17 protein-coding genes, 1 tRNA gene and 1 pseudogene are annotated in these 19,354 nt (G+C 55.1%); 12 read left to right on the top strand and 7 right to left on the bottom strand.

What is annotated here, in order from left to right:
- Positions 1–127 precede the first annotated feature (127 nt).
- Genes B9Z49_RS08720 through serS form a run of 3 tightly spaced genes read left to right on the top strand, consistent with a single transcriptional unit; the run spans position 128 to position 2,848 of the window.
- Positions 128–571 (top strand): peptidylprolyl isomerase, encoded by a 444-nt coding sequence (locus B9Z49_RS08720; RefSeq protein ID WP_108353067.1) that lies wholly within the window; start codon positions 128–130, stop codon positions 569–571.
- Positions 571–1,548 carry a 4-hydroxy-3-methylbut-2-enyl diphosphate reductase gene (gene ispH / locus B9Z49_RS08715; RefSeq protein ID WP_108353066.1) on the top strand — a complete coding sequence of 326 codons (978 nt, stop codon included), beginning with the start codon at positions 571–573 and terminating at the stop codon, positions 1,546–1,548. Before B9Z49_RS08720 ends, ispH begins: the two co-directional genes overlap by 1 nt.
- Positions 1,541–2,848, top strand: a complete 1,308-nt coding sequence (gene serS / locus B9Z49_RS08710; protein WP_108353065.1) for a serine--tRNA ligase — start codon at positions 1,541–1,543, stop codon at positions 2,846–2,848. The genes ispH and serS overlap by 8 nt, the downstream gene beginning before the upstream one ends.
- A 210-nt stretch (positions 2,849–3,058) precedes the next feature.
- Here the strand turns inward: serS and B9Z49_RS22545 are convergent.
- Positions 3,059–4,051 (bottom strand): annotated as a pseudogene (locus B9Z49_RS22545) (IS3 family transposase); the annotation flags it as partial.
- 187 nt (positions 4,052–4,238) lie between these two features.
- Here B9Z49_RS22545 and B9Z49_RS08695 point away from each other — a divergent pair.
- From B9Z49_RS08695 to B9Z49_RS08685, 3 genes are read left to right on the top strand one after another with little or no spacing between them, the layout of a single operon-like run.
- Positions 4,239–4,943: a DUF1028 domain-containing protein gene (locus tag B9Z49_RS08695; protein WP_108353064.1), complete on the top strand. Its 705-nt coding sequence runs from the start codon at positions 4,239–4,241 to the stop codon at positions 4,941–4,943.
- A 10-nt stretch (positions 4,944–4,953) separates the two neighbouring features.
- Positions 4,954–5,925, top strand: coding sequence for a tripartite tricarboxylate transporter substrate-binding protein (locus tag B9Z49_RS08690; RefSeq protein ID WP_108353063.1), 972 nt, complete (start codon positions 4,954–4,956; stop codon positions 5,923–5,925).
- 13 nt (positions 5,926–5,938) lie between these two features.
- On the top strand, positions 5,939–6,649 hold the full coding sequence (locus tag B9Z49_RS08685; RefSeq protein WP_108353062.1) for a DUF1028 domain-containing protein: 711 nt from the start codon (positions 5,939–5,941) through the stop codon (positions 6,647–6,649).
- 120 nt (positions 6,650–6,769) lie between these two features.
- On the opposite strand, the gene B9Z49_RS08680 is transcribed toward B9Z49_RS08685, so the two are convergent.
- From B9Z49_RS08680 to B9Z49_RS08670, 3 genes are all read right to left on the bottom strand, one after another.
- Positions 6,770–7,747, bottom strand: coding sequence for a tripartite tricarboxylate transporter substrate binding protein (locus B9Z49_RS08680; protein WP_158273461.1), 978 nt, complete (start codon positions 7,745–7,747; stop codon positions 6,770–6,772).
- A 544-nt stretch (positions 7,748–8,291) separates the two neighbouring features.
- Entirely contained in the window at positions 8,292–8,993 is a 702-nt protein-coding gene (locus B9Z49_RS08675; RefSeq protein WP_108353060.1) for a response regulator transcription factor, read from the bottom strand.
- Positions 8,993–10,846, bottom strand: a complete 1,854-nt coding sequence (locus B9Z49_RS08670; protein WP_158273460.1) for an ATP-binding protein — start codon at positions 10,844–10,846, stop codon at positions 8,993–8,995. The genes B9Z49_RS08675 and B9Z49_RS08670 overlap by 1 nt, the downstream gene beginning before the upstream one ends.
- Before the next feature lie 530 nt (positions 10,847–11,376).
- Here B9Z49_RS08670 and B9Z49_RS08665 point away from each other — a divergent pair.
- The 6 genes from B9Z49_RS08665 (at position 11,377) to B9Z49_RS08635 (ending at position 15,746) form a co-directional block, all read left to right on the top strand.
- Positions 11,377–11,466 (top strand) — tRNA-Ser (locus B9Z49_RS08665).
- 400 nt (positions 11,467–11,866) lie between these two features.
- Entirely contained in the window at positions 11,867–12,283 is a 417-nt protein-coding gene (locus B9Z49_RS08660; RefSeq protein WP_108353058.1) for a hypothetical protein, read from the top strand.
- A 32-nt stretch (positions 12,284–12,315) separates the two neighbouring features.
- Positions 12,316–13,140 (top strand): carbon-nitrogen hydrolase family protein, encoded by an 825-nt coding sequence (locus tag B9Z49_RS08655; RefSeq protein ID WP_108353057.1) that lies wholly within the window; start codon positions 12,316–12,318, stop codon positions 13,138–13,140.
- 20 nt (positions 13,141–13,160) lie between these two features.
- Positions 13,161–14,606: a caspase family protein gene (locus B9Z49_RS08650; protein ID WP_146188507.1), complete on the top strand. Its 1,446-nt coding sequence runs from the start codon at positions 13,161–13,163 to the stop codon at positions 14,604–14,606.
- 580 nt (positions 14,607–15,186) lie between these two features.
- Positions 15,187–15,453 carry a type II toxin-antitoxin system ParD family antitoxin gene (locus tag B9Z49_RS08640; protein ID WP_108353054.1) on the top strand — a complete coding sequence of 89 codons (267 nt, stop codon included), beginning with the start codon at positions 15,187–15,189 and terminating at the stop codon, positions 15,451–15,453.
- A gap of 20 nt (positions 15,454–15,473) precedes the next feature.
- The gene (locus B9Z49_RS08635; RefSeq protein ID WP_233254569.1) at positions 15,474–15,746 is read left to right on the top strand and encodes a type II toxin-antitoxin system RelE/ParE family toxin; all 273 of its coding nucleotides are present in this window, start codon (positions 15,474–15,476) and stop codon (positions 15,744–15,746) included.
- A 6-nt stretch (positions 15,747–15,752) separates the two neighbouring features.
- On the opposite strand, the gene B9Z49_RS21785 is transcribed toward B9Z49_RS08635, so the two are convergent.
- The 3 genes from B9Z49_RS21785 to B9Z49_RS08625 form a co-directional block, all read right to left on the bottom strand.
- Positions 15,753–15,920: a hypothetical protein gene (locus tag B9Z49_RS21785; RefSeq protein WP_158273459.1), complete on the bottom strand. Its 168-nt coding sequence runs from the start codon at positions 15,918–15,920 to the stop codon at positions 15,753–15,755.
- A gap of 272 nt (positions 15,921–16,192) precedes the next feature.
- Complete coding sequence (locus B9Z49_RS08630; protein ID WP_233254568.1) at positions 16,193–16,525, bottom strand: hypothetical protein; 333 nt, start codon at positions 16,523–16,525, stop codon at positions 16,193–16,195.
- A gap of 325 nt (positions 16,526–16,850) precedes the next feature.
- Positions 16,851–18,911 (bottom strand): TonB-dependent receptor, encoded by a 2,061-nt coding sequence (locus B9Z49_RS08625; protein WP_108353051.1) that lies wholly within the window; start codon positions 18,909–18,911, stop codon positions 16,851–16,853.
- Between the last annotated feature and the right edge of the window lie 443 nt (positions 18,912–19,354).

The following is a 19,354-nucleotide window of genomic DNA, read 5'->3' as shown; positions in this document are numbered from 1 at the left end:
CTTGCCCCTCCCCGGAGCGGCCTTCGGTCCTTCTTGCCCCTTTTGTGGGGCGGGTTGGCCGGGCTTTTTACAATAATGGCTCCTTTATGCCCGTTTGGCCGCGTTTGCGGCATTCCAGAAAACCCTTATGTCCATTGTCGAACCCGCCTCTTTTTTGACGCTTCACTACCGCCTGGCCGGGCCGCAGGGCGACATCATCAACACTTTCCATGAAAAGCCCGCCACCCTGTCGCTGGGTTCGGGCACCTTGTCGCCCGCCCTCGAGCAGCGCTTGTTGGGCTTGGGCGAAGGCACCCGAGTGGTGATGGAGATCCCGGCCGGCGAGGCCTTTGGCGAACACATTGCCGACATGCAGCAATGGGTGGCCCGCAAGCTGCTGAGCGAATTGGGTGATCCGACCGAAAAATATGTGGCAGGCGATGTGGTGCAATTCCCCACACCGGACGGCTTGGGCTCGTATGCGGGCACGGTGCTGGAAGTGAACGCGGAGGGAGCGGTGAAGTTTGACTTCAACCACCCCTTGGCCGGTCAGCCTGTGACCTTTGAAGTTGAACTGATTGGAGTGCTGTGATGACATCTGAAGTGCTGTTGGCCGAGCCGCGTGGCTTTTGCGCCGGGGTGGACCGTGCGATTGACATCGTGGAGCATGCGCTCACCAAATTTGGCCGGCCAATTTATGTGCGGCACGAGATTGTGCACAACACCTACGTGGTGGACGACCTGAAAAAAAAGGGCGCGATCTTCATCGAAGAGTTGTCCGATGTGCCGCCCGGATCCACGCTGATATTCAGCGCCCACGGGGTGAGCAGGGCGATCCAGGACGAAGCGGTAGAGCGCGGATTCAGGATTTTTGACGCCACCTGCCCCTTGGTGAGCAAGGTGCATGTGGAGCTGGCCAAGCTGCACAAAGAGGGCTATGAGTTCATCATGATCGGCCACAAGGGCCACCCTGAGGTGGAGGGCACCATGGGCCAGCTCGACAGCGGTATTCATTTGGTAGAAGACGTGGAAGACGTTGCCATGGTGGAACCCTCCCAGACCGACTTGCTGGCGGTGGTGACGCAAACCACCCTGAGCGTGGACGATGCGGCAGAGATCGTAGCCGCTGTCAGGGCCCGCTTTCCGCAGGTGCGCGAGCCCAAGCAGCAGGACATTTGCTACGCTACCCAAAACCGGCAAGACGCCGTCAAGCTCATGAGCCCGATGGTGGACGTGGTGATCGTGGTGGGCAGCCCCACCAGTTCCAACAGCAACCGCCTGCGCGAATTGGCCGACCGCCTGGGAACGCCTGCTTACATGGTGGACAGCGCGGCCGACCTGGACCCCGCTTGGTTTGAGGGCACGCTGAAAGTGGGCTTGACCGCCGGTGCCTCGGCCCCGGATGTGCTGGTGCAAGACGTCATTCAGCGCCTGCGTGCCATGGGCGCAGTGTCGGTGCGCACCTTGGACGGCATTCAGGAAACCATCAAGTTCCCGCTGCCCAAGGGCTTGAAGGTGGATTCTGCAGAAAACCCTGAATCGGGCTCACTACAATCGCCCCATGCTTGATATTGTTCTACTCCGCAAAGATCTGGACGCCGTGATCGCGCGTTTACAGACCCGTAAAAATCCTCAGCTCTTCTTGGACGTGGATGCGTTTCGCGTTCTGGAAGGCGAGCGCAAAACGCTGCAAACCCGCACCGAAGAGCTGCAAAGCCAGCGCAACAGCCTGTCCAAGCAAATAGGCATGCTCAAGGGCAAAGGTCAGCACGCCGAGGCCGATGCGGTCATGGCCCAAGTGGGCGCGATCAAGGACGAGCTGGACGCTTCGGCGCAGCGCCTGGAGGTGCTTCAGGCCGAACTGCAAGACCTCCTGCTGGCGGTGCCCAACTTGCCGCACGAGAGCGTGCCGCTGGGCGAGGGCGAAGAAGGCAACATCGAGGTGCGTCGTTGGGGCACTGTGCGCAGTTTCGACTTTGAGGTCAAAGACCATGTGGACATCGGCGAAAAGCTGGGCCTGGACTTTGCCACCGGCACCAAGTTGACCGGCTCGCGTTTCACCTTCATGCGTGGCCCGGTGGCACGTTTGCACCGGGCGCTGGCCCAGTTCATGCTGGATGTACAGACCAGTGAGCATGGTTACACCGAGTGCTACACGCCTTACATCGTGAATGCCGAAACCCTGCGCGGCACAGGTCAGCTGCCCAAGTTCGAAGCCGATTTGTTTGCTGCCAACAAGGGTGGCCAAGAAGGTGAGGAAAGCCAGGCCCTGTACCTGATCCCCACCTCCGAAGTGACGCTCACCAACGTCGTGCGCGACGAAGTCTTGGCCGAGGCTGATTTGCCCATCAAACTCACGGCACACACCCCGTGCTTTCGGTCCGAGGCGGGCAGTGGCGGGCGCGATGTGCGCGGCCTGATTCGTCAGCACCAGTTCGACAAAGTCGAGATGGTGCAGATCGTGCACCCCGAGCACAGCTACGAAGCGCTCGAAGCCATGACCGGCCACGCCGAAGCCATTTTGCAAAAGCTGGGCTTGCCCTACCGCGTGATGAGCCTGTGCACCGGTGACATGGGTTTTGGTGCGAGCAAAACCTATGACCTTGAAGTCTGGGTGCCAGCGCAAGGCGTGTACCGTGAGATCAGCTCGGTGTCCAACTGCGAGGCCTTTCAGGCCCGACGCTTGCAGGCACGCTTCAAGAACGCGCAAGGCAAAAACGAGCTGGTCCACACCTTGAACGGTTCGGGCTTGGCCGTGGGCCGTGCGTTGGTGGCGGTGCTGGAGAACTACCAAAACGCGGATGGTTCGGTGACGGTGCCTGAGGTACTGCGTCCTTACTTGGGCGGCTTGGAGACGCTGTCGGCCTGATAGGATCTTTGCTCCGACAAATGAAACCGAATCCTGAGGGATGGCTGAAGTGGACCCCAAAGTCAGGACAGACTTGAGGTCAGTTTAAGTTGCACTCAACTTCTCGCAGCTGGACGGCGTTGCCCCGGTTTTTGCCTTTTGTATTGCAGGCTCAATCTCAATCCTGACTTCCTCGGCCTCAGTCCCGCTGGAGCGCAGCGCAACTGGGAGTCTTTCTTGGCTCCGGTATTTTTCAACGATCATCGCACCACCACCGCTTGACGTTTTATGAACCTCTTGCGGCGTCTGGTTGTCCAGTGACTGGTGCGGGCGCTCAGTGTTGTATAAGACAAAGTATTTCGTCAGACCGACCAACAACTCGCCCATGGTGGCGTAGCCGTTGAGGTACACGTCTTCGTGTTTGACGCTCCTCCAAAGCCGCTCCACAAAGATGTTGTCATACGCCCGGCCCCGGCCGTCCATGCTGATGGCAATGGCCTCGCGTTTCACAACGTCCGTGAAGGCCTCGCTGGTGAATTGGCTGCCCTGGTCGCTGTTGAACACCTCGGGCTTGCCATGCTCGCGCAAGGCGTCCTCCAGGCAGTCCACGCAAAACGCAGCTTCCATGCTGTTGCTGATTCGCCAACTCAGAACCCGACGGGAGTACCAGTCGATCACAGCCACCAAGTAGGCAAAGCCGCGTACCAACCGCACATACGTGATGTCCGTGCTCCAGACCTGGTTGGCCCGCACCACGGGCACGCCACGCAGCAAGTAGGGGTAGACCTTGTGCTGTGGGTGCGCCACGCTCGTTCTTGCGGCTGCCCTAGAAGGGGTTCGCATGTATTCCTAATCGTTTAGGCGCTTGAGCAGCTCGGCTGCCTTGTGTGACATTGGCATGGGCGCTTATCCAAGCATGACGGATCATGGCAGGCTGATCCCGGACTTTTTTTTGAGCCAGTCAAGCTCCATCTTCAAGCGCCCGATCTCACCGTAGAGCCGCTCTGGCGCACTCTCTGCTGAAACTGGCTGAGGTCCACGCTTGCCCTCAAAAAGACTTTTGGCCTGGGCTTGGATCTCTCGCTTCCATTGGCCGACCTGAATTGGATGGACGCCGTGCTCTTGGGCGATTTGGTTGATGGTCTTCATCCCACCAAGCGCCTCCAGCCCCACCTTGGCCTTGAACTCCGGCGAATGAACTCTTCGCTTTTTTGACTCAGTCATTCGTAACCCGTTTCTTTAGACAGTGTCCCACTTAAACACCTGTCCCAAATTCGGAGTCCGCTTCGTGTATACGTGACACCAAAGAAGTGCCATACTCGATATCGTATGTGAATTTATTTTCTGCGGTCGTCTCTCCACATTGCACACTTTCTTATGGATTCCACCACTAATCAAGATCGGGCACGGCATGACCTTCACTATCATCGGACATTGCCGAAGGACCGGAAAACTGGGCTTTTGTCAGGCTACTAGTTCCGTCGCTGTGGGCGGGCGCTGTGCTGACGTCGTGCCGGGGAGAGCAGTGTTCTCTGTGCAGGCTACCGGCGACAGTCGTCAGAAAGACGAAGCTAGGCAGCTACTGGAAGCGGGTCATTCGCCGGTGCAGGCGTTGGAAGCGCTGCGTAAAAGCGACCCCTACTTCCAAAATCGCCAGATAGCAATCCTCGACATCAATGGCAACGTGGCAGTGAACACAGGCGATAGGGCTCGTCCCTGGGCCGGCGAGATAGTTGGAAATAACCACATTTCCACCGGCAATGTCCTGGTCAACAAAGGCGTCGTTCTAGCTATGACAAAAGCCTTCGAGTCGAGCGAAGACCAGGAGCTCGAAGAGCGTTTGCTGCGCGCGGTGGAGGCGGGCCGGGACGCCGGCGGCCAGGAGGAGGGCCAAACATCATGCGCATTGCTGGTTTACGAGCAGCATACCTTCCCCATCGTCAACCTACGCGTCGATGTAGCACTGGAGCCCATCGCGGAGATGCGCAAGATCCTCGATTGGTTTAAGCCACTCATTCCGTATTACGTAAGGCGCACCCTTGATCCGACATCGGTGGAGCCAAAGAAAGCAGTTCTCGAAAAGTGGGGCTATCCGTTGAACCCTTACTCCGTATGAGGCCCGCACCATGATGCTATCCCGCAGGAACGCCCTTTACCTGGCATTGCTCGTGGCTGTAACCCCCAGGCTCGTGTTCGCGCAAGCGGGCTTCCCCAGCAAGCCGATCCGCATGGTGGTGCCTTACCCACCTGGCGGCCAGTCGGACATCACTGCACGGCTTATCAGCTTCAAGCTCTCAGCTCTGCTTGGTCAGCCGATCATCATCGACAACCGTGGCGGTGCCAACGGCGCCATCGGCGCGGCCTTCCTTGCGAAAGCGCCCGCCGATGGCTATACGCTCGGCCTGGTCGCCGCGTCGCACGTGCTGAACGGCGCCCTGATGCCAGGGCTGACTTTCGACCCAGTGAAGAGCTTCTCCGGGGTGGCAGTGGTCACTAGGTCGCCAATCGTTATGGTTGTGCCTGCCGCCCTAAACGTAAGGACGGTGGGCGAGTTCGTTACCTACGCGCGTGCCAACAAGGGTCGAGTTTCTTATGGGTCGGCCGGGGTGGGTAGCAACATACACGTCTTCGGCGCTTGGTTCAATGACCTCGCGGGGCTAGACATGGTGCATGTGCCGAGCCGAGGTTCCGGGCCGGCACACATCGAGTTGATGGCGGGCCGAACGCAGTTGATGTTTGACACGCATGGCGCCGTGCGGCCGCACATTGCCAGCGGCCGGTTGCGGCTGATTGCCACGGGTGCTGGCCGACTGCTGGACCAGCCCGACGTCCTCTCCGTGGCGGAATCGGGATTCCCCGCCTTCAATGCGTCTTCATGGGGCGCGATAATCTCTCCCGCTGGTGTACCCAAGGACGTGATGGACAAGTTGAACAAGGCCGTTAACACCATACTTGTTGACCCTTCGATTCGCACAAAGATCGAAGAGTCGGGCACGGAAGTAGGCGGGGGAACATCCGCCGAAGTTGACGCGCTGCTGACCGCTGACGAGAGACGGTTTAGCGATTTGATCAGGTCGCAAGGCATAACCCTCAATTGACTAGGACGCTTTCATGACATTCACCATTGTTGCCCGTGACCCAAAGACTGGCCAGCTTGGCATCGCCTTGACTACTAGCCCAATGGCAGTGGGCGGCCGTTGCCCTAACATCCGCTCAAATATGGCCGCGGTGAGCACACAAGCCGCCACAAATCCCGCCCTAGGGCCTTTGGCCCTGGAGTTGCTCGGGATGGGCTTCACTCCGCAAAAGGTTCTGCAGGAGCTAGCCGGCGCCGACGACCAATACGCATGGCGTCAGATCGGAATCGTCGATCGGGAAGGGCGCTCTGCCGTTCATACCGGCATACAGTGCAAGGGGCACGCCGACGCGATCACGGGCGAGGGCTACTTGGTGATGGGCAACTACCTCGCATCTGCAGAGGTGGTGCCATCAATGGACTTGGCATGGCGTAACAGCGAAGGGGAACCGCTCGAAAACCGAATGATGGCGGCGCTGGTTGCCGGTCGGGACGCTGGCGGTGACATTGGAGGCCACCGATCCTCTTGCATGCTAGTGCACGACCTGGGTCCTCACCCGCGCACGGACCTGCGTATCGACTTTGCCCCCAAACGCGAGGGTGCGCCCGATGCGGTTGATTCACTGAAAGATCTCTTGCAGCACTACCAGCCCGTCTCTGAGTACTACCAGACGCTGCCTCGAAACCCGACGCTTCCCAACTGGATGAAGTGGCTGGAGGAGCGGGGCACGCCGCACCGCGACTAGGAATCTGGGCATCAGATTGCATTGGCTTAGGTCAGCGATATTGGCTAGGTGGCTAATTGGTAGGTGTGTACGTCTTAAAAAAGTTGATCTGAGGGAGTCATACAGTCGACCGTTGGGCAATCACTGCGGCTTAATGTTGTTGTCCTTGATAATCTTTCCCCACTGTGCGCTCTCTTTGCGGATTTCTTCGGCGAACTGCTCCGGTGTGTTCGCGCGCGGCGACATGCCTAGGTTTGTGAGCCGCGTAGCGGTCCTAGGGTCTGCCACGGCTCGGGTCACCTCAGCGTTAAGCTTGTCGAGTACATCCCTGGGCATCCCACCTGGTGCGCAAAGACCATACCAGGAGTTGACGTCAAATCCCTTTAGTCCCAGCTCGTCGAGTGTCGGTACGTCGGGCAGCAGCGGTGAGCGTTTGGCTGACGTGACTGCGAGCGCGCGGATTTTGTCCGAGTTCTGGCTCAGGTAGCCGCGCGCCGACGGCAGCGGATTGAAGTACATCTCGACGTGGCCACCCATGAGGTCGGTTATGACCGCCTGCGCGCCCTTGTAAGGGACGTGCACCATTGACAGGCCGGCCTGGCGGGCGAACAACTCCGCGGCGAGGTGTGTTACGTTACCGATGCCCGCAGAGGCGAATGACACCTTGCCCGGATTGGCCTTCACGTGGGCCACCAACTCCTGGTAGCTCTTGACCGGTAACTTAGTCCCCACCACCAGCACCATCGGTGTGGTCGCGACAAGCGAGACCGGCACAATATCCTTGCCCACCGTATACGGCACTTTGTCGTAAAGGTTTGGGTTGATCGTCATAGCTCCGACGGAGCAGATCAGCAGAGTGTGGCCGTCCGGCTGCGACCGTGCCACGTAATCCGTTCCGATCATGGCCTGTGCGCCAGCCTTGAAGTCCACGATGTAAGGCTGCTTCCAAACTTCCTGGAAATGGTCGCCGAGTGCGCGTGCGACAGGCTCCAGGTCACCACCGGCAGGAAAGGGGACGACTATCTTGATCAGTTTAGAGGGGTAGGACTGGGCGAGGGCGGCCAAGGGGGAGACGGCTAAGGTGGATGCGGCTAGGAGAGAGAGGAGCAGCTTGTACATCATCAGGTCCTTTTGTATTACTGAGGGCGCACGTGCAAGATTGCACTGGGGAAACTCAAGCATCTAAAGATCAAATGCTGGCCAAGAATGTGTTGTGGAAATTGGCCTTAATCTGTTTTCACGCGTTCTGGTGTGAATTCCAATAGCAAGACAAATTGATGCTTTTTGAGTTCCACTCTTTTTTCTTGCGGTTGGTCTGCGCTACAACGAATTTTAATCTTACTCCTAATGTCATTAGTGTCCGGTTAAATTCATGGGCGGATTCAAGTACGAACTGCAACACGGTTTAACCAGTCGTGAAATACCGCGTGTAAGGTCTTGAATCCCAGCAGCTTTATGGGCCAGTGGGGCTGGGGCGTGCGACCGGCGCCGACGACGGCGTCCAGTGTGGCGAGCATACTGGCCACGATGCCGCGGCTGGCGTTCGTGTCGTTGGCCTTTGGCTGAGGCGGATAAAAAGAAATGAATCGCTACGGGCTGGGGCGATTCGCAGCAGACCTTGCGGTCGCTTCAAGCCCCGCACCACGCGAGCATCCATCCTACTTTATTGAATCTCCAAGTCCAAGCACAGCTGATAACCTCGACCACGGACTGATTTGATGGGATTGACTTCGTCCGTGTACGGACTGAGTTTGACGCGCAGGCGGCTGATCAGCACTTCCAGACGCAGCTTGAACTTCGCACTGTCCGTATTCTGGTCTTGCAACACGGTTTGGATCGCTTCGACTTCAACAGAGCCGCTGCCCAGTGCCAGTGCCCTCAGCAGATCGGCTTCAACACTCGTCAATGCGATGGTCGTCGTTTGTTGAAAACGAATGTTCAATTGCTTGGTGTCTAAAACCCATTTGGTCCGCATCAACTGCGGAGCCAATCGCTTCAACAAATTCCGGATGGCGGCGCAGAGTTCAGCGGGTCTGGCGGGCTTGGTCATGTACACATCTGCCCCGCTTTCATAGCCGGCCAATTTGTCAGAGCTCATCACGCGGGCCGTCAGCATCAATATGCCCACCGCCGGCATGCTTTTGCGGATTCTTTGAGCGATGCTGAGGCCATCTTCTCCAGCCATGTTCAGGTCCAAAATTAAGATGTCTGCGGGACGCTCGAGCAAGGCCTCATTTAGGGCCTGTCCGCCGTCTGCGCATCGCACATCAAAACCTTCTTCGGTCAGGTAGTGCTCGAGCTCCTGGCTCAATGTCTCATTGTCTTCAACCAGTATCAAAGACGCCGTTGATTTGGTTTTGGACATTAACTCAGCTCCAGTTGAAAATCAAAATGAACATATTCAGCGTCACTGCTGCAGCGCAATTCGGAGCCCAGCTTGACGGCCAATGAATTGGCCAGCCACAGGCCCAAGCCTGCACCGACTTCTTTTTTGGCACCCTCGGCCCTGTAGTAGCGGGTAAAAACTTTCAGGGGGTCAGGCCGGCCTGCACCGGCTACGGCGTTGGTGATTCTGATGGTCAAACCCTGCCCAGCCATCAATGGAGCTTCTTGAACACTCAGCTGAATCAGGCTCTCTGGGGGGGAGTATTTCAGCGCATTGGTGACCAGGTTGATCAGGATGATGCGGGCGTACTGAAAGTCTGTCACAACCTTCGCTTGTTCAATGCCAGAGCAGGTGATGCGCTCGTATCCCTTGATGTTCTTAACCTCTGACAGCAAGGTCTTCAGTGCTACAGGTGTCTTGTGGACAGGCAGATCGCTTTGGTCAAGTCTGTCTGCCTGAACGCACCTGTCAATGATGAAATTGATGTCGTCCGCTGCACGTGCGATGTTGTCCAGCCGCTTGATGTCCGGATTGCTGGCAGCGATGTGACGGCTCAACGATGAGGTGGCCACTTGAATGATGTACAGCGGCGTCTTGAGCTCATGCATCAGCATGGCCATGAACTGAGACTGCGTCGCCAGACGCTGGGTTTTGTCTTTCATCTGAACCTCTGCGATGGCTTTTTCAATTTGGCTCTCGACCAGCGCATGATTTTGTACGCGGTCGCGTTGCCACAGAAAACCAACCAACCCCAAAGGGATAAAAACACCACGCCAGGCTGGGCTCTGCAGCAAGAAAGCGCCGCCTTCTAAAACGCCCAGTACCTGGAGCATGGAGCGACAAACAATCGCAATGAACAAAGCGACCAAAAAGCCTGCAATAAGTCGGGCGACCAGGGAAATGCTTTTATTTTTTGAAAAACCAACAAACATGCCCAGCATCACACCCAAAAGAGCAAAAGTTGTCAAAGCCCCGAACACCGAGGTAAATCGCAAGACCTGGTGACGATCGGCCACAAAAAACAGGACCATCAGCACCACATAGATGGCCGATGCGAAGAGTGTCCATCTCTGCAGCCGCCGCATGCCCACGTACCCCATCACGGACTGCATCAACAGGCAAAAACTCAGAAAATTAGCGATGACCGTCAGGCGGGTTGCCGTTTTGCCGTGTAGCCAATCCTCGGCCAGGAAGGTTTCGAAAAACCCAAACACCAAGATGTAGAGCACCAGGCAGACCAGCAGGTGAACAAAGAAAAAAACACCCAGACTGTCCCTGCGCATCACCACCAACCCCACCATGATCACGGTCAGCAAGGCGTAAATCGCCAAAACGGCACCCAGCTCCAGGTAATCATCAAGGTCTTGTGCCATGCCAGACGCCTGCGTCATCACTTGCGCATGGATAAGAATTGCACCGATGGACTCTGCGCGTAAATAGAGGGTGCTCAGGCCCGGTTGAAGTTCAATTCGGGCGTCTTTTTGCGCTGAGCGCGCACTCAGGTCCAGTACTCTCTCGGAGCCGCCCGCTTCAGCGGCAGGGTAATAAAGCATCGCGCTGTCGAGCAGGGTGGGTCGGATGCGCACGGCCAAAGGGCCAGCATCAGCCGGTGCATCCACCAACAGCCTGACCCAGAAAGTTGAGCGGCTGAATCGCTCAAAAATGACCCCAGGCGCCGGGTCAAATGTTGCGGCCTTGACTTGGTCAAGACTCATCGCGGCAGTCACGTCTTCAAAAATGGCGCGATCTACCACCAGGTCTTTGGCCATTGCGGCCCCAGAAGTGAGCCAAATGGCGAAGACCAGCAAATAAAGTTTTATCACTTTCAACATGCGAAAGATCATAGCCTCAGTGCTTTTCAAGCTTTTTCAAGAATTCGCAAAAAGGTGGAATTGATATCAATTTTGGTGAATTAATTTGAGCGCATTTCCATGAACCATCAACGAGGTTATTTCTGTTCTCAGGCCAACGCAGGCCTGCAGACTCGGAGCCCCTCGTTTGCGAATCAGTAAGGTATTTTTGCGTTGGGCATGGGTTTTGGCTTCCTAAAGTCGGCCAAGCCTGGGAGAGCATGGTTCCGCATACAGGCGCTTTGCCGTGTTTCGTTTCTTTTGGCTAGGGCCTACCCCGTTTTTTTGCAGGCCCAAAGTTTGGATCGGCTCATTGCCGAAACGCTGGTGTCGCACCCCCAAATGCAAGCGCAGAGTGCGTTAGTCGCTTCTGCAACGGCGGGTGTTGAAAGCGCAAGATGGCAGTTTTATCCCACGCCATCTGTCTCAGTAGAGAGCGGGAGCTGCTAGAGAGCGGCGTGGAGACGTTTTTGGCCTGATAGAATACCTCTTCGACAAACGAAACCGAATCCGGAGGGGTGGCAGAGTGGTCGAATGTACCTGACTCGAAATCAGGCGTAGTGGCAACACTACCGAGGGTTCGAATCCCTCCTCCTCCGCCAGTGACCTAGTAAATACGCGCCTTCCGGCGCATTTTTTATTTCTACCCCCCAATTTACCCACCATCAAAAGATCACCAGCGATCAAGGTTTTGGTGTCACCAGTTGGTTGGATAGACAGCAAGCTGTAACAAGCTCACCAAACTTCTTAGGACTCAGGGGCTTCCAAATTCCCAGCACAGCCAGACCCCACCGTACCCCCACCCCCCAAATCCTGAGCAGGGACTCCTGTCTGCCCTTGCGCTGTAATTCGCTCATCCTTTGCCCTTCGTGCCAAAGCACCCCCTTGCCTTTTAAAACGCTGCCCCCCGGGGGGTATATAAATTTTGGGAAATGTTGCGAACGTTCGCAGGTTGTGCCTGCGTGATCTGCGACTTATGATGACTCTTAATCGGAGCTTCTGATGAACGCTTTCTCAATCTTAAAACCATCTCTTTTGTTGGCCACCTGTCTTTTGCCGATTGGCGTTCAGGCTTCGACTTGCATCACCGCCGGGCGGATGGACAACTCAGTCTGGGCACCGCAGTTTCAATCGGTGCGTCTATTGGATGATGCCGGGCGCACCTTGAAAGTGAAGAACAAATCTGAATTGACGCAGGTCCGCGCGGTTGAGCTGACTGAGGCAACCCTCTTGTCTGTCTGCGATGGAAATAAAGCAGTAGCTCAGGGTGAAGGCGCTCAGTCCAAAGGGCCTGTGCCAGCCGCAAAGCCGGGGCGATTTAACGTGGCAGGCCTGAACTTCCCGAAGCTTCAAAATGGAGAGCTGGTTGAATTCGAGCTGACCATTGCGGCAGAGCAGATCGTGATGATCACCCGTTGACCGCTTCAAATTTTCACGTAACCGCTAAATCTATGAAGATTGCTGCACTTCAAATGGTGTCCGCACCTGATTTGGAAACGAACTTGGCGACAGCCGAAAGGCTGATCGACCAAGCAGTTGCCGACGGTGCCCAACTGGTTTCCCTGCCCGAATACTTTGTGCAGATGGGGCTACATGAAACCGATAAATTTCAGATTGCTGAAGATTTTGGACAAGGGCCCATGCAAGAGATGTTGGCTTCCAAAGCTCGGCAACACGACATATGGGTTGCCGGTGGCTCCATCCCCATCAAGACCCAAGACTCGGCCAAGGTTACCAATACTGCCTTGCTCTTCAACCCTCAGGGCGAAGTGGTGGCCCGGTACGACAAGATGCATCTCTTCAGCTACCAAGACGGAACTCGTAATTTGGACGAAGGCCGCACGATGGTGGCGGGAACAGAGATAGTGACTGCCGACACGCCTTTTGGGCGTATTGGGATGTCTATTTGCTACGACCTGCGGTTTCCTGAGCTGTACCGTGCCATGGGTGAGGTGGACCTGATCTTGGTGCCCTCTGCCTTTACCGTGCCGACGGGCTCGGCCCATTGGAATGTTTTGTTGCGTGCTCGTGCCATCGAGAACCAGTGTTACGTATTGGCGGCAGCGCAAGGTGGCACCCACGCAAGCGGCCGCCAAACCTACGGTCACAGCATGTTGATTGACCCTTGGGGTGAGGTGGTGTCGGTATTGCCTGAAGGCGAGGGCGTGGTGATGGGCGAGATGGACCTCGAGCGGCTGAAGTCCGTGCGTCACAACTTGCAGGCTTTGCGTCATCGTCGCCTGAGCGCCTCGGCTACTGAGGGCGGCTACCTCTGAAGTTCCAGGCGTGACTTCCCTTGAAATTTTCAGCCATTACAAAATTCGTTACGATGTTCACCATGACTTCCCTCATACGCTTTGTTCTCCTCTGCCTGATGGCAGGAAGTGCCCTTGCTCAATCTTCATTGCCTCCTTGTCAAGGGGATGTGTCGAGGTGGACAAACTGTTTTGGAACCAGAAACTTCGCTGGCGGCCAGTATGTTGGTGAATTCAAAGACGGAAATTTCAGTGGGCAGGGCGCTTTCACTTACAAAAACGGGGATAAGTTCGTTGGCGAATGGAAAGAAAATAACGTAGATGGTTGGGGGACTTACTCGTACGCTAATGGCGATAAGTACGTTGGCGAGTACAAGAACTACCGCATGAACGGCATTGGGAATTTCACCTTCTCAAATGGCAATAGATATGTTGGAAATTGGAAGGAAGCAAGACGCGATGGTGATGGTATTGAATACAGATTCGATGGAACGGTTGTGTCATCTGGCAACTGGTCAGATGGCAATCTTGTAAATTCTTTTGCCCTTGACACAAGCCGTTTTCCTTTCAACCCTCCCGTACAAACGGTGCGGCCCAGCAGCGCTGAAACAGATCGACTGACTGCTGACGCTCAAGCTTCACGACAACGGCAACAAGAGCTTGAACAGCGGTTGGTAGCAACAGCCGCTGAGGCTGAAGTCGCAAAGCGCAGGCAGCAGGAGCTTGAGGCCCAGCTTGCTGCAGCCCAATCAGCCTCTCAAACTGCCTCACGTCCGACGATATCAAAAAACGAACGCCGGGTTGCACTAGTGATTGGCAACGCGGCTTACAAGAGTGCGCCTCTGACGAATCCCGGAAATGACGCATCTGATGTTGCGGCTACTCTTCGGAGCATGGGATTTGAGACGATATTGGTTCGGGATGCCACTCTGGCACAGATGCGTGGTGCCACGCGAGAGTTTGCCGACGCTGCTTCTTCGAGCGAGGTCGCACTGATCTTTTATGCAGGACATGGCATCGAGGCAAAGGGACGCAACTACGTCATTCCTGTGAACGCAGACATAAAGCACGAATATGAGCTTGAAGAACAAGCGTATGACGCCAGTCGCTGGCTCGAAATGTTAGAGGGGCTACAGACTCGAAGCCGTCAGCGGGTAAATATTGTGATTCTCGACGCTTGCAGGAACAACGAGTTCGCTCGAAGCTGGCGCTCATCCAGTCAGGGCCTCGCAAGGATGGACGCTCCAACTGGAACCTTTGTTGCTTTCTCAACGGCACCGGGCAGGGTGGCACTCGATGGGGCGAAAGGTCAGAGGAACAGCCCATTCACAAAGAACCTGCTCAGGGCAATTCAGAAACCCGATGTTCCTATCGAATTGATGTTCAAGGAGGTACGACGCTTGGTGGTCGAGGAAACCAAGAGCGCACAAGTGCCGTGGGAAAACTCAAGCCTTGTAGGGGACTTTGTGTTCAGGCGCACCAAGTAGAGAAACTACCCGGTACGGGCTCCCCAGAAGAGCCTTGTTCGGGAATCCTTGATACCCACCGTACCCCCACCCCCCAAATCCTGAGCAGGGACTCCTGACTGCCTATTCGCTGTAATTCGCTCGTCCGATTACCCTTCGGGCCAAATCCAAACACCCCCTACTTTTTAGAACGCTGCCACGCGGGGGGTATATGAATTTTGAGAAATGTTGATAACGTTCGAAGGTTATGCCGGACCCGGCCAAGGTTGCTCATACTGCCTTGCTATTTGCACTTGCCCCGCGTGTTTGCCTTACCGGCGCAACTTTTCAGCAGTCCGGCAGGCGAACTCCATGACCGCTTCTTGCAACTCATTGAGAGGTTGAACCGACTGGCCAAAGTACGGGTGCAAACAACTTGCTGTTTGGTGGCCGGCTCATCGTCCAAGGCCATGCAACCGGTTACCTGAATTCTTTAGAGCGCTGTCTGAAACTAAAAAGGGTCACATCTTTGTAAGATGCGGCTGCTGTTGCTATCCGGTCAATCTTGACAAGGCGTGCCGACAGGTGAATAATAATAGTTATTAACTGTTAGGAGAGAGTCATGCCCACCAGCGTTGCCCTGAGCCCCCATTTCGAGACCTTCATCCGCGATCAAGTTGAAAGCGGCCGCTACAACAACGTGAGTGAAGTCGTCCGTGCGGGACTGCGCTTGCTCGAGGACACCGAGCGCCAGCAGGCTATCCAACTCCAAGCGCTGAGAAATGATATCGCCGCAGGCAAGGCCAGCGGCGCAGCACTTGCGGCGGACCCCGTGTTTGATCGATTACAAGCCAAATACGCACAGCAGGCGACACGCCAAGCTCGCTAATGCAGTTACTGATAACGCCCTTGGCAGCGTTCGATCTTGAGGAGATCGGCGACTACATTGCACAAGACAATCCGGTTCGCGCCGGAACTTTCGTGGCTGAGTTGCGTGCGCATTGCGAAAAGATTTGTCTCAACCCTGCGGGCTATCGGCGGCGGCCCGAGCTGTCTGATGACTTGCGCTCATGCGCGCATGGCAACTACGTGATCTTTTTTGAGTCCACGACAGAGCAGGTCACCATCGTTCGCATATTGCACGGCGCACGCGATATTCCTGAGGTCTTGAACCCCACGTAAAGTCACTCAGTTTTGTAGCTGCTCAGCGGGGCTGATACTTTTCTCAGCGGCCCTTTGCTCTCTTTTTTGTTGATCGAGAAAGCGGATCGCGCCTTGGGCGAGGACTGCACCCACGATGGCCATGGGACTTGGCTCGGACTTTGAGTCGATTCGTTCTTGTGGGTGAGATTGCATGCTGCGTGCTCCGTTGGGTTCGTGGAGCCGTATGGTTGCTTCGATCTCGAAGAGCTATCAAGTCGATCCGAATTTCCAGTTACATGACCGTGCCAAACAGCTGTCTCAACATTTAGACTGATGAACCGGATCCCAAGAGCTTGATCTATTGGCCCTTGGAAAACTTAGGCGGTTTATGATGAGGTATGTTCTGCCCCGCCAAGACTATTTCGAACTGATTCCAAGTCGTTCGAACAATTTACAACCCGTTCGAGGCCTCCTTGGGTGCGCCGCTAGAACACCTTCCGGATCAGACAGGCTTCTTCATAGGCCTCAATGTCTTTGAGCCGGTACAGCACTTTCCCCACGATCTTCAAGTACTGCGGGCCCTCGCCGACGGTGCGCCAGCGCTGAAGGCGTGCGACTGAACACACCCAGCGATCGGCGAGCATGATTTCGGTCAGTAGCTGGCGGGCAGGTTCGGGCGGGACCTCTGAAACCAGGTGTTGGGGCTCGAACTTGGGTTCGTTGGCTGCGGTTTTGGCGATGCCACTGGACAGGGCGTCCAGCACGTCACCCATTTTTTCAGCCCGTGGGTTCGAGGATGAGTTTTTGTTAGTAGCCATGGACTTGCTCCTTGATGCCTGTATGCAGTGGTTTCATATAGGTTCATACCGGTTGGCTAGGTTTTTTTCTCAGCGGGGTGGGTTAGTGCATGCACGAGCAAGCATTTACTTGTGGCGATGTTTCGGATTTCCAATCCATAGTTCATGTGCCGGGGAACCCCCTTGGTCATGGAAGAAGTGTTTGTGGAGAAGTCTAAGGGGCGGCTTTAGGCTGAAAGCGGACTTGAATCGCTACACCTAGAACGGGTGCTTCCGTCCCTTTACCGTCACAAGATATTGAGTGAGGAGGTCTTTAAATGCAACAAAACGTGCATACCAGAAAAGATCAGAATCTTAATCTCGCGGTGACTCTGACCGTACTTGGCTGAGCAGGGTGAACATGCAAACCGTCTACTCCCGCCAAAGGCTCTCCGGATACACGTGATCTGTAGTAGTAACCGATATCGTTATTCTTGCGATCGGTCAAATTCAGCACGTCAACCGCAATATCAAATGCATTGGACATCCTTCGGTTGATGCGAAGGTTGGTTGTGAGGCTTGAGGTGGAACGAAAAGAGTTATCTTCTATGAGCGGGGCGGCTCCTATGTAACGAACGCCCAAGGAACCTGACCAAGGCCCCAAATTACGCAAAGCGAATGTCAAATTCGCCACCTTCTGCACAGCGTTGGTAATGCCATTTCCAGCAGGGTCATTGTCAGAATATTGTGGCCGAGTCCACGCAAAACTTGCATCCATTAAAAAATGCTCACCGGGTGTCCAATGATTGCTCCATTCCACCCCAGTGCGGCGACTTGGACGGCCCGCCTCTGTGTTGCCAGCGTCTCCGACGTAAACCAATTCTGAATCAAGGTCGAGCTTCCAAATTGCAAAAGTTGTTTGCAGGTCATGGAGGATTCTTGATTTGACTCCCAGCTCGTGTCCACGCGAACTGACCAGGCCTGGTACCGCATCAATCGGCAATCCTGTTTTTGGATCCACTTTGACTGTTGTGCCGCGAGCATCGTTGCTGTGAAAACCCTTGCCCGCGTTGATGAAAAATTCGGTCTTATGCCATGGACCAAAAATCACGGAAATTTTGGGTGAAATCTTGGAGGCATTTGCTTTTCCGGAGTTCACTGCTTGTACATGGCTTGTTACCTTGGCATTGAACTGATCGAATCGCAATCCGGCGACTGTTCTTAGCCATGAATTCCAACCCACCTCGTTCTCACCATAAATCCCAACCAGTGTTTGATGAACATCATCATCACGAACAGTGGACTGAATTTGCCTGGCCTCGGTTTCATATAAGCCCACGCGAATTCGATCTTGCCGTGACTGAACACCCAAGGTGTTCTGCATGCTGCGACCATCTCCCAAGTCCGTCAACCAAGATCTGTAAGCTTTCCCGCCCCATACCAATCTGTCATCGGTCTGCGAAAACTGGTCATTGGGTCTGTCCAGGCTATAGGTGAAATTGGAGAATAAATTCAAGTTGTACTTGATCGCATACCAATCGACCTTGGTCATTCCATGGTTTGAAGCCTGATGCCAATTCCCAGACAAGCTGGTTCGATGGGTATTGGCGCCAGCGCTTGGGTCTAGTGAATCAAACCGACTGAACGGTTGACCTTGATATGTACCAACATCAATGAGGCGTTGAGGGATCTGATCCGTCGAGTTCCAGTGTGCTGAATACGCGGAAAGGCTGGTAGACCAACCTTCACGTGGGCTGCCACCACTCAAAATCAATTGAGCATTGGATTTGCGCATGCCCTCTGGGACGGTCCATGGGCCGTTGTTGTTCAATCGCTCAATGGCTGTTAACAACGTCACACCCTCGCTGACCTCTCTGGAGGCCGCTGCTACACCTCTGAGATATCCGCGCGGCCCAATGGTGACATCCGCAAAAGGTTTGTCTAACCTGGTACGGTACATAAAGTTGGCTGAGCCAGCAGAAGAAAAATCACCTTCAGATGCAAAGTAAGGCCCCTTGCGGTACTCCATTCGTTGCACAAGTTCAGGGATCAAGAAATTGAGATCGCTGTAACCATGCCCGTGAGCGTGGTTAGGCATATTGACAGGCACTCCGTTGACCGTGGTCGCGAAATCAGTTCCGTGGTCAAGGTTCATGCCTCTTAAGAAATATTGATTGGCCTTGCCGTCCCCCGAATGCTGGGTGACCACCATACCAGGGATGTATTCAAGAACATCGGCAGGTCGCTGAATGGCTCGGTTGCGAAGTAGCTCGGGACCGACCACGCCCTGACTGGCCGCTTCGCTGGTACCGATTGAATTGTCGTAATGTCCAGTGATCACAATTGGTGCCAATTCATGTCCGAAAACAGGCGTAGCGCACCAGATGAGTGATGAAAAAAAATTTGCAAATACAAAACGGTGAAACATCTGTTTAATTCGCAAGTTCTAGGCCGAAGGTGCAGGAAAATTCTAGTCGAACTTTGCGACTTGAATGACTGCTTTCGCTGCAACTGAGTCAGGGGCCGGTTCACCGTGAAGACCGCTTTGGGTCGAAGGGGCACAGTGGGACAACCTGGCAGGTTCTAATTCCGGAGCCTTTAGCATAGAGGATCTGAAAACTCTCGGTACAAGAAGATGTCTCAACATTTAGAATAATGAACTGGGGCCCAAGTGCTTGATCGGCTTGCTCTTGGGAAATTTAGGCGGTTTGCGATCTAGTATCTTCTGGCCCGCCAGACAATCAGCAAATACGCGCCTTCCGGGCGCTTTTTTGTTTCGGCATACCATTAAACATACCAACGAAGTCGTGCTTGTCGGCGAGTTTTGTTATTCCGCCCTGATGACCCTTCGCTTGCCTTTGTAGTGAGGCG

Origin of the sequence: Limnohabitans sp. 2KL-51, assembly GCF_003063645.1 — a bacterium.
Lineage (GTDB): Bacteria > Pseudomonadota > Gammaproteobacteria > Burkholderiales > Burkholderiaceae_C > Limnohabitans_A.
The sequence above is the reverse complement of the archived record's forward strand: the minus strand, read 5'-3'. Positions and strand labels throughout refer to the sequence as shown.

Bases quoted from the DNA above. Each gene is read 5' to 3' on its own strand.
- B9Z49_RS08720 (WP_108353067.1), top strand. From the start codon at position 128: ATGTCCATTGTCGAACCCGCCTCTTTTTTGACGCTTCACTACCGCCTG.
- ispH (WP_108353066.1), top strand. From the start codon at position 571: ATGACATCTGAAGTGCTGTTGGCCGAGCCGCGTGGCTTTTGCGCCGGG.
- serS (WP_108353065.1), top strand. From the start codon at position 1,541: ATGCTTGATATTGTTCTACTCCGCAAAGATCTGGACGCCGTGATCGCG.
- B9Z49_RS08695 (WP_108353064.1), top strand. From the start codon at position 4,239: ATGACCTTCACTATCATCGGACATTGCCGAAGGACCGGAAAACTGGGC.
- B9Z49_RS08690 (WP_108353063.1), top strand. From the start codon at position 4,954: ATGATGCTATCCCGCAGGAACGCCCTTTACCTGGCATTGCTCGTGGCT.
- B9Z49_RS08685 (WP_108353062.1), top strand. From the start codon at position 5,939: ATGACATTCACCATTGTTGCCCGTGACCCAAAGACTGGCCAGCTTGGC.
- B9Z49_RS08680 (WP_158273461.1), bottom strand. From the start codon at position 7,747: ATGTACAAGCTGCTCCTCTCTCTCCTAGCCGCATCCACCTTAGCCGTC.
- B9Z49_RS08675 (WP_108353060.1), bottom strand. From the start codon at position 8,993: ATGTCCAAAACCAAATCAACGGCGTCTTTGATACTGGTTGAAGACAAT.
- B9Z49_RS08670 (WP_158273460.1), bottom strand. From the start codon at position 10,846: ATGTTGAAAGTGATAAAACTTTATTTGCTGGTCTTCGCCATTTGGCTC.
- B9Z49_RS08660 (WP_108353058.1), top strand. From the start codon at position 11,867: ATGAACGCTTTCTCAATCTTAAAACCATCTCTTTTGTTGGCCACCTGT.
- B9Z49_RS08655 (WP_108353057.1), top strand. From the start codon at position 12,316: ATGAAGATTGCTGCACTTCAAATGGTGTCCGCACCTGATTTGGAAACG.
- B9Z49_RS08640 (WP_108353054.1), top strand. From the start codon at position 15,187: ATGCCCACCAGCGTTGCCCTGAGCCCCCATTTCGAGACCTTCATCCGC.
- B9Z49_RS21785 (WP_158273459.1), bottom strand. From the start codon at position 15,920: ATGCAATCTCACCCACAAGAACGAATCGACTCAAAGTCCGAGCCAAGT.
- B9Z49_RS08630 (WP_233254568.1), bottom strand. From the start codon at position 16,525: ATGGCTACTAACAAAAACTCATCCTCGAACCCACGGGCTGAAAAAATG.
- B9Z49_RS08625 (WP_108353051.1), bottom strand. From the start codon at position 18,911: ATGTTTCACCGTTTTGTATTTGCAAATTTTTTTTCATCACTCATCTGG.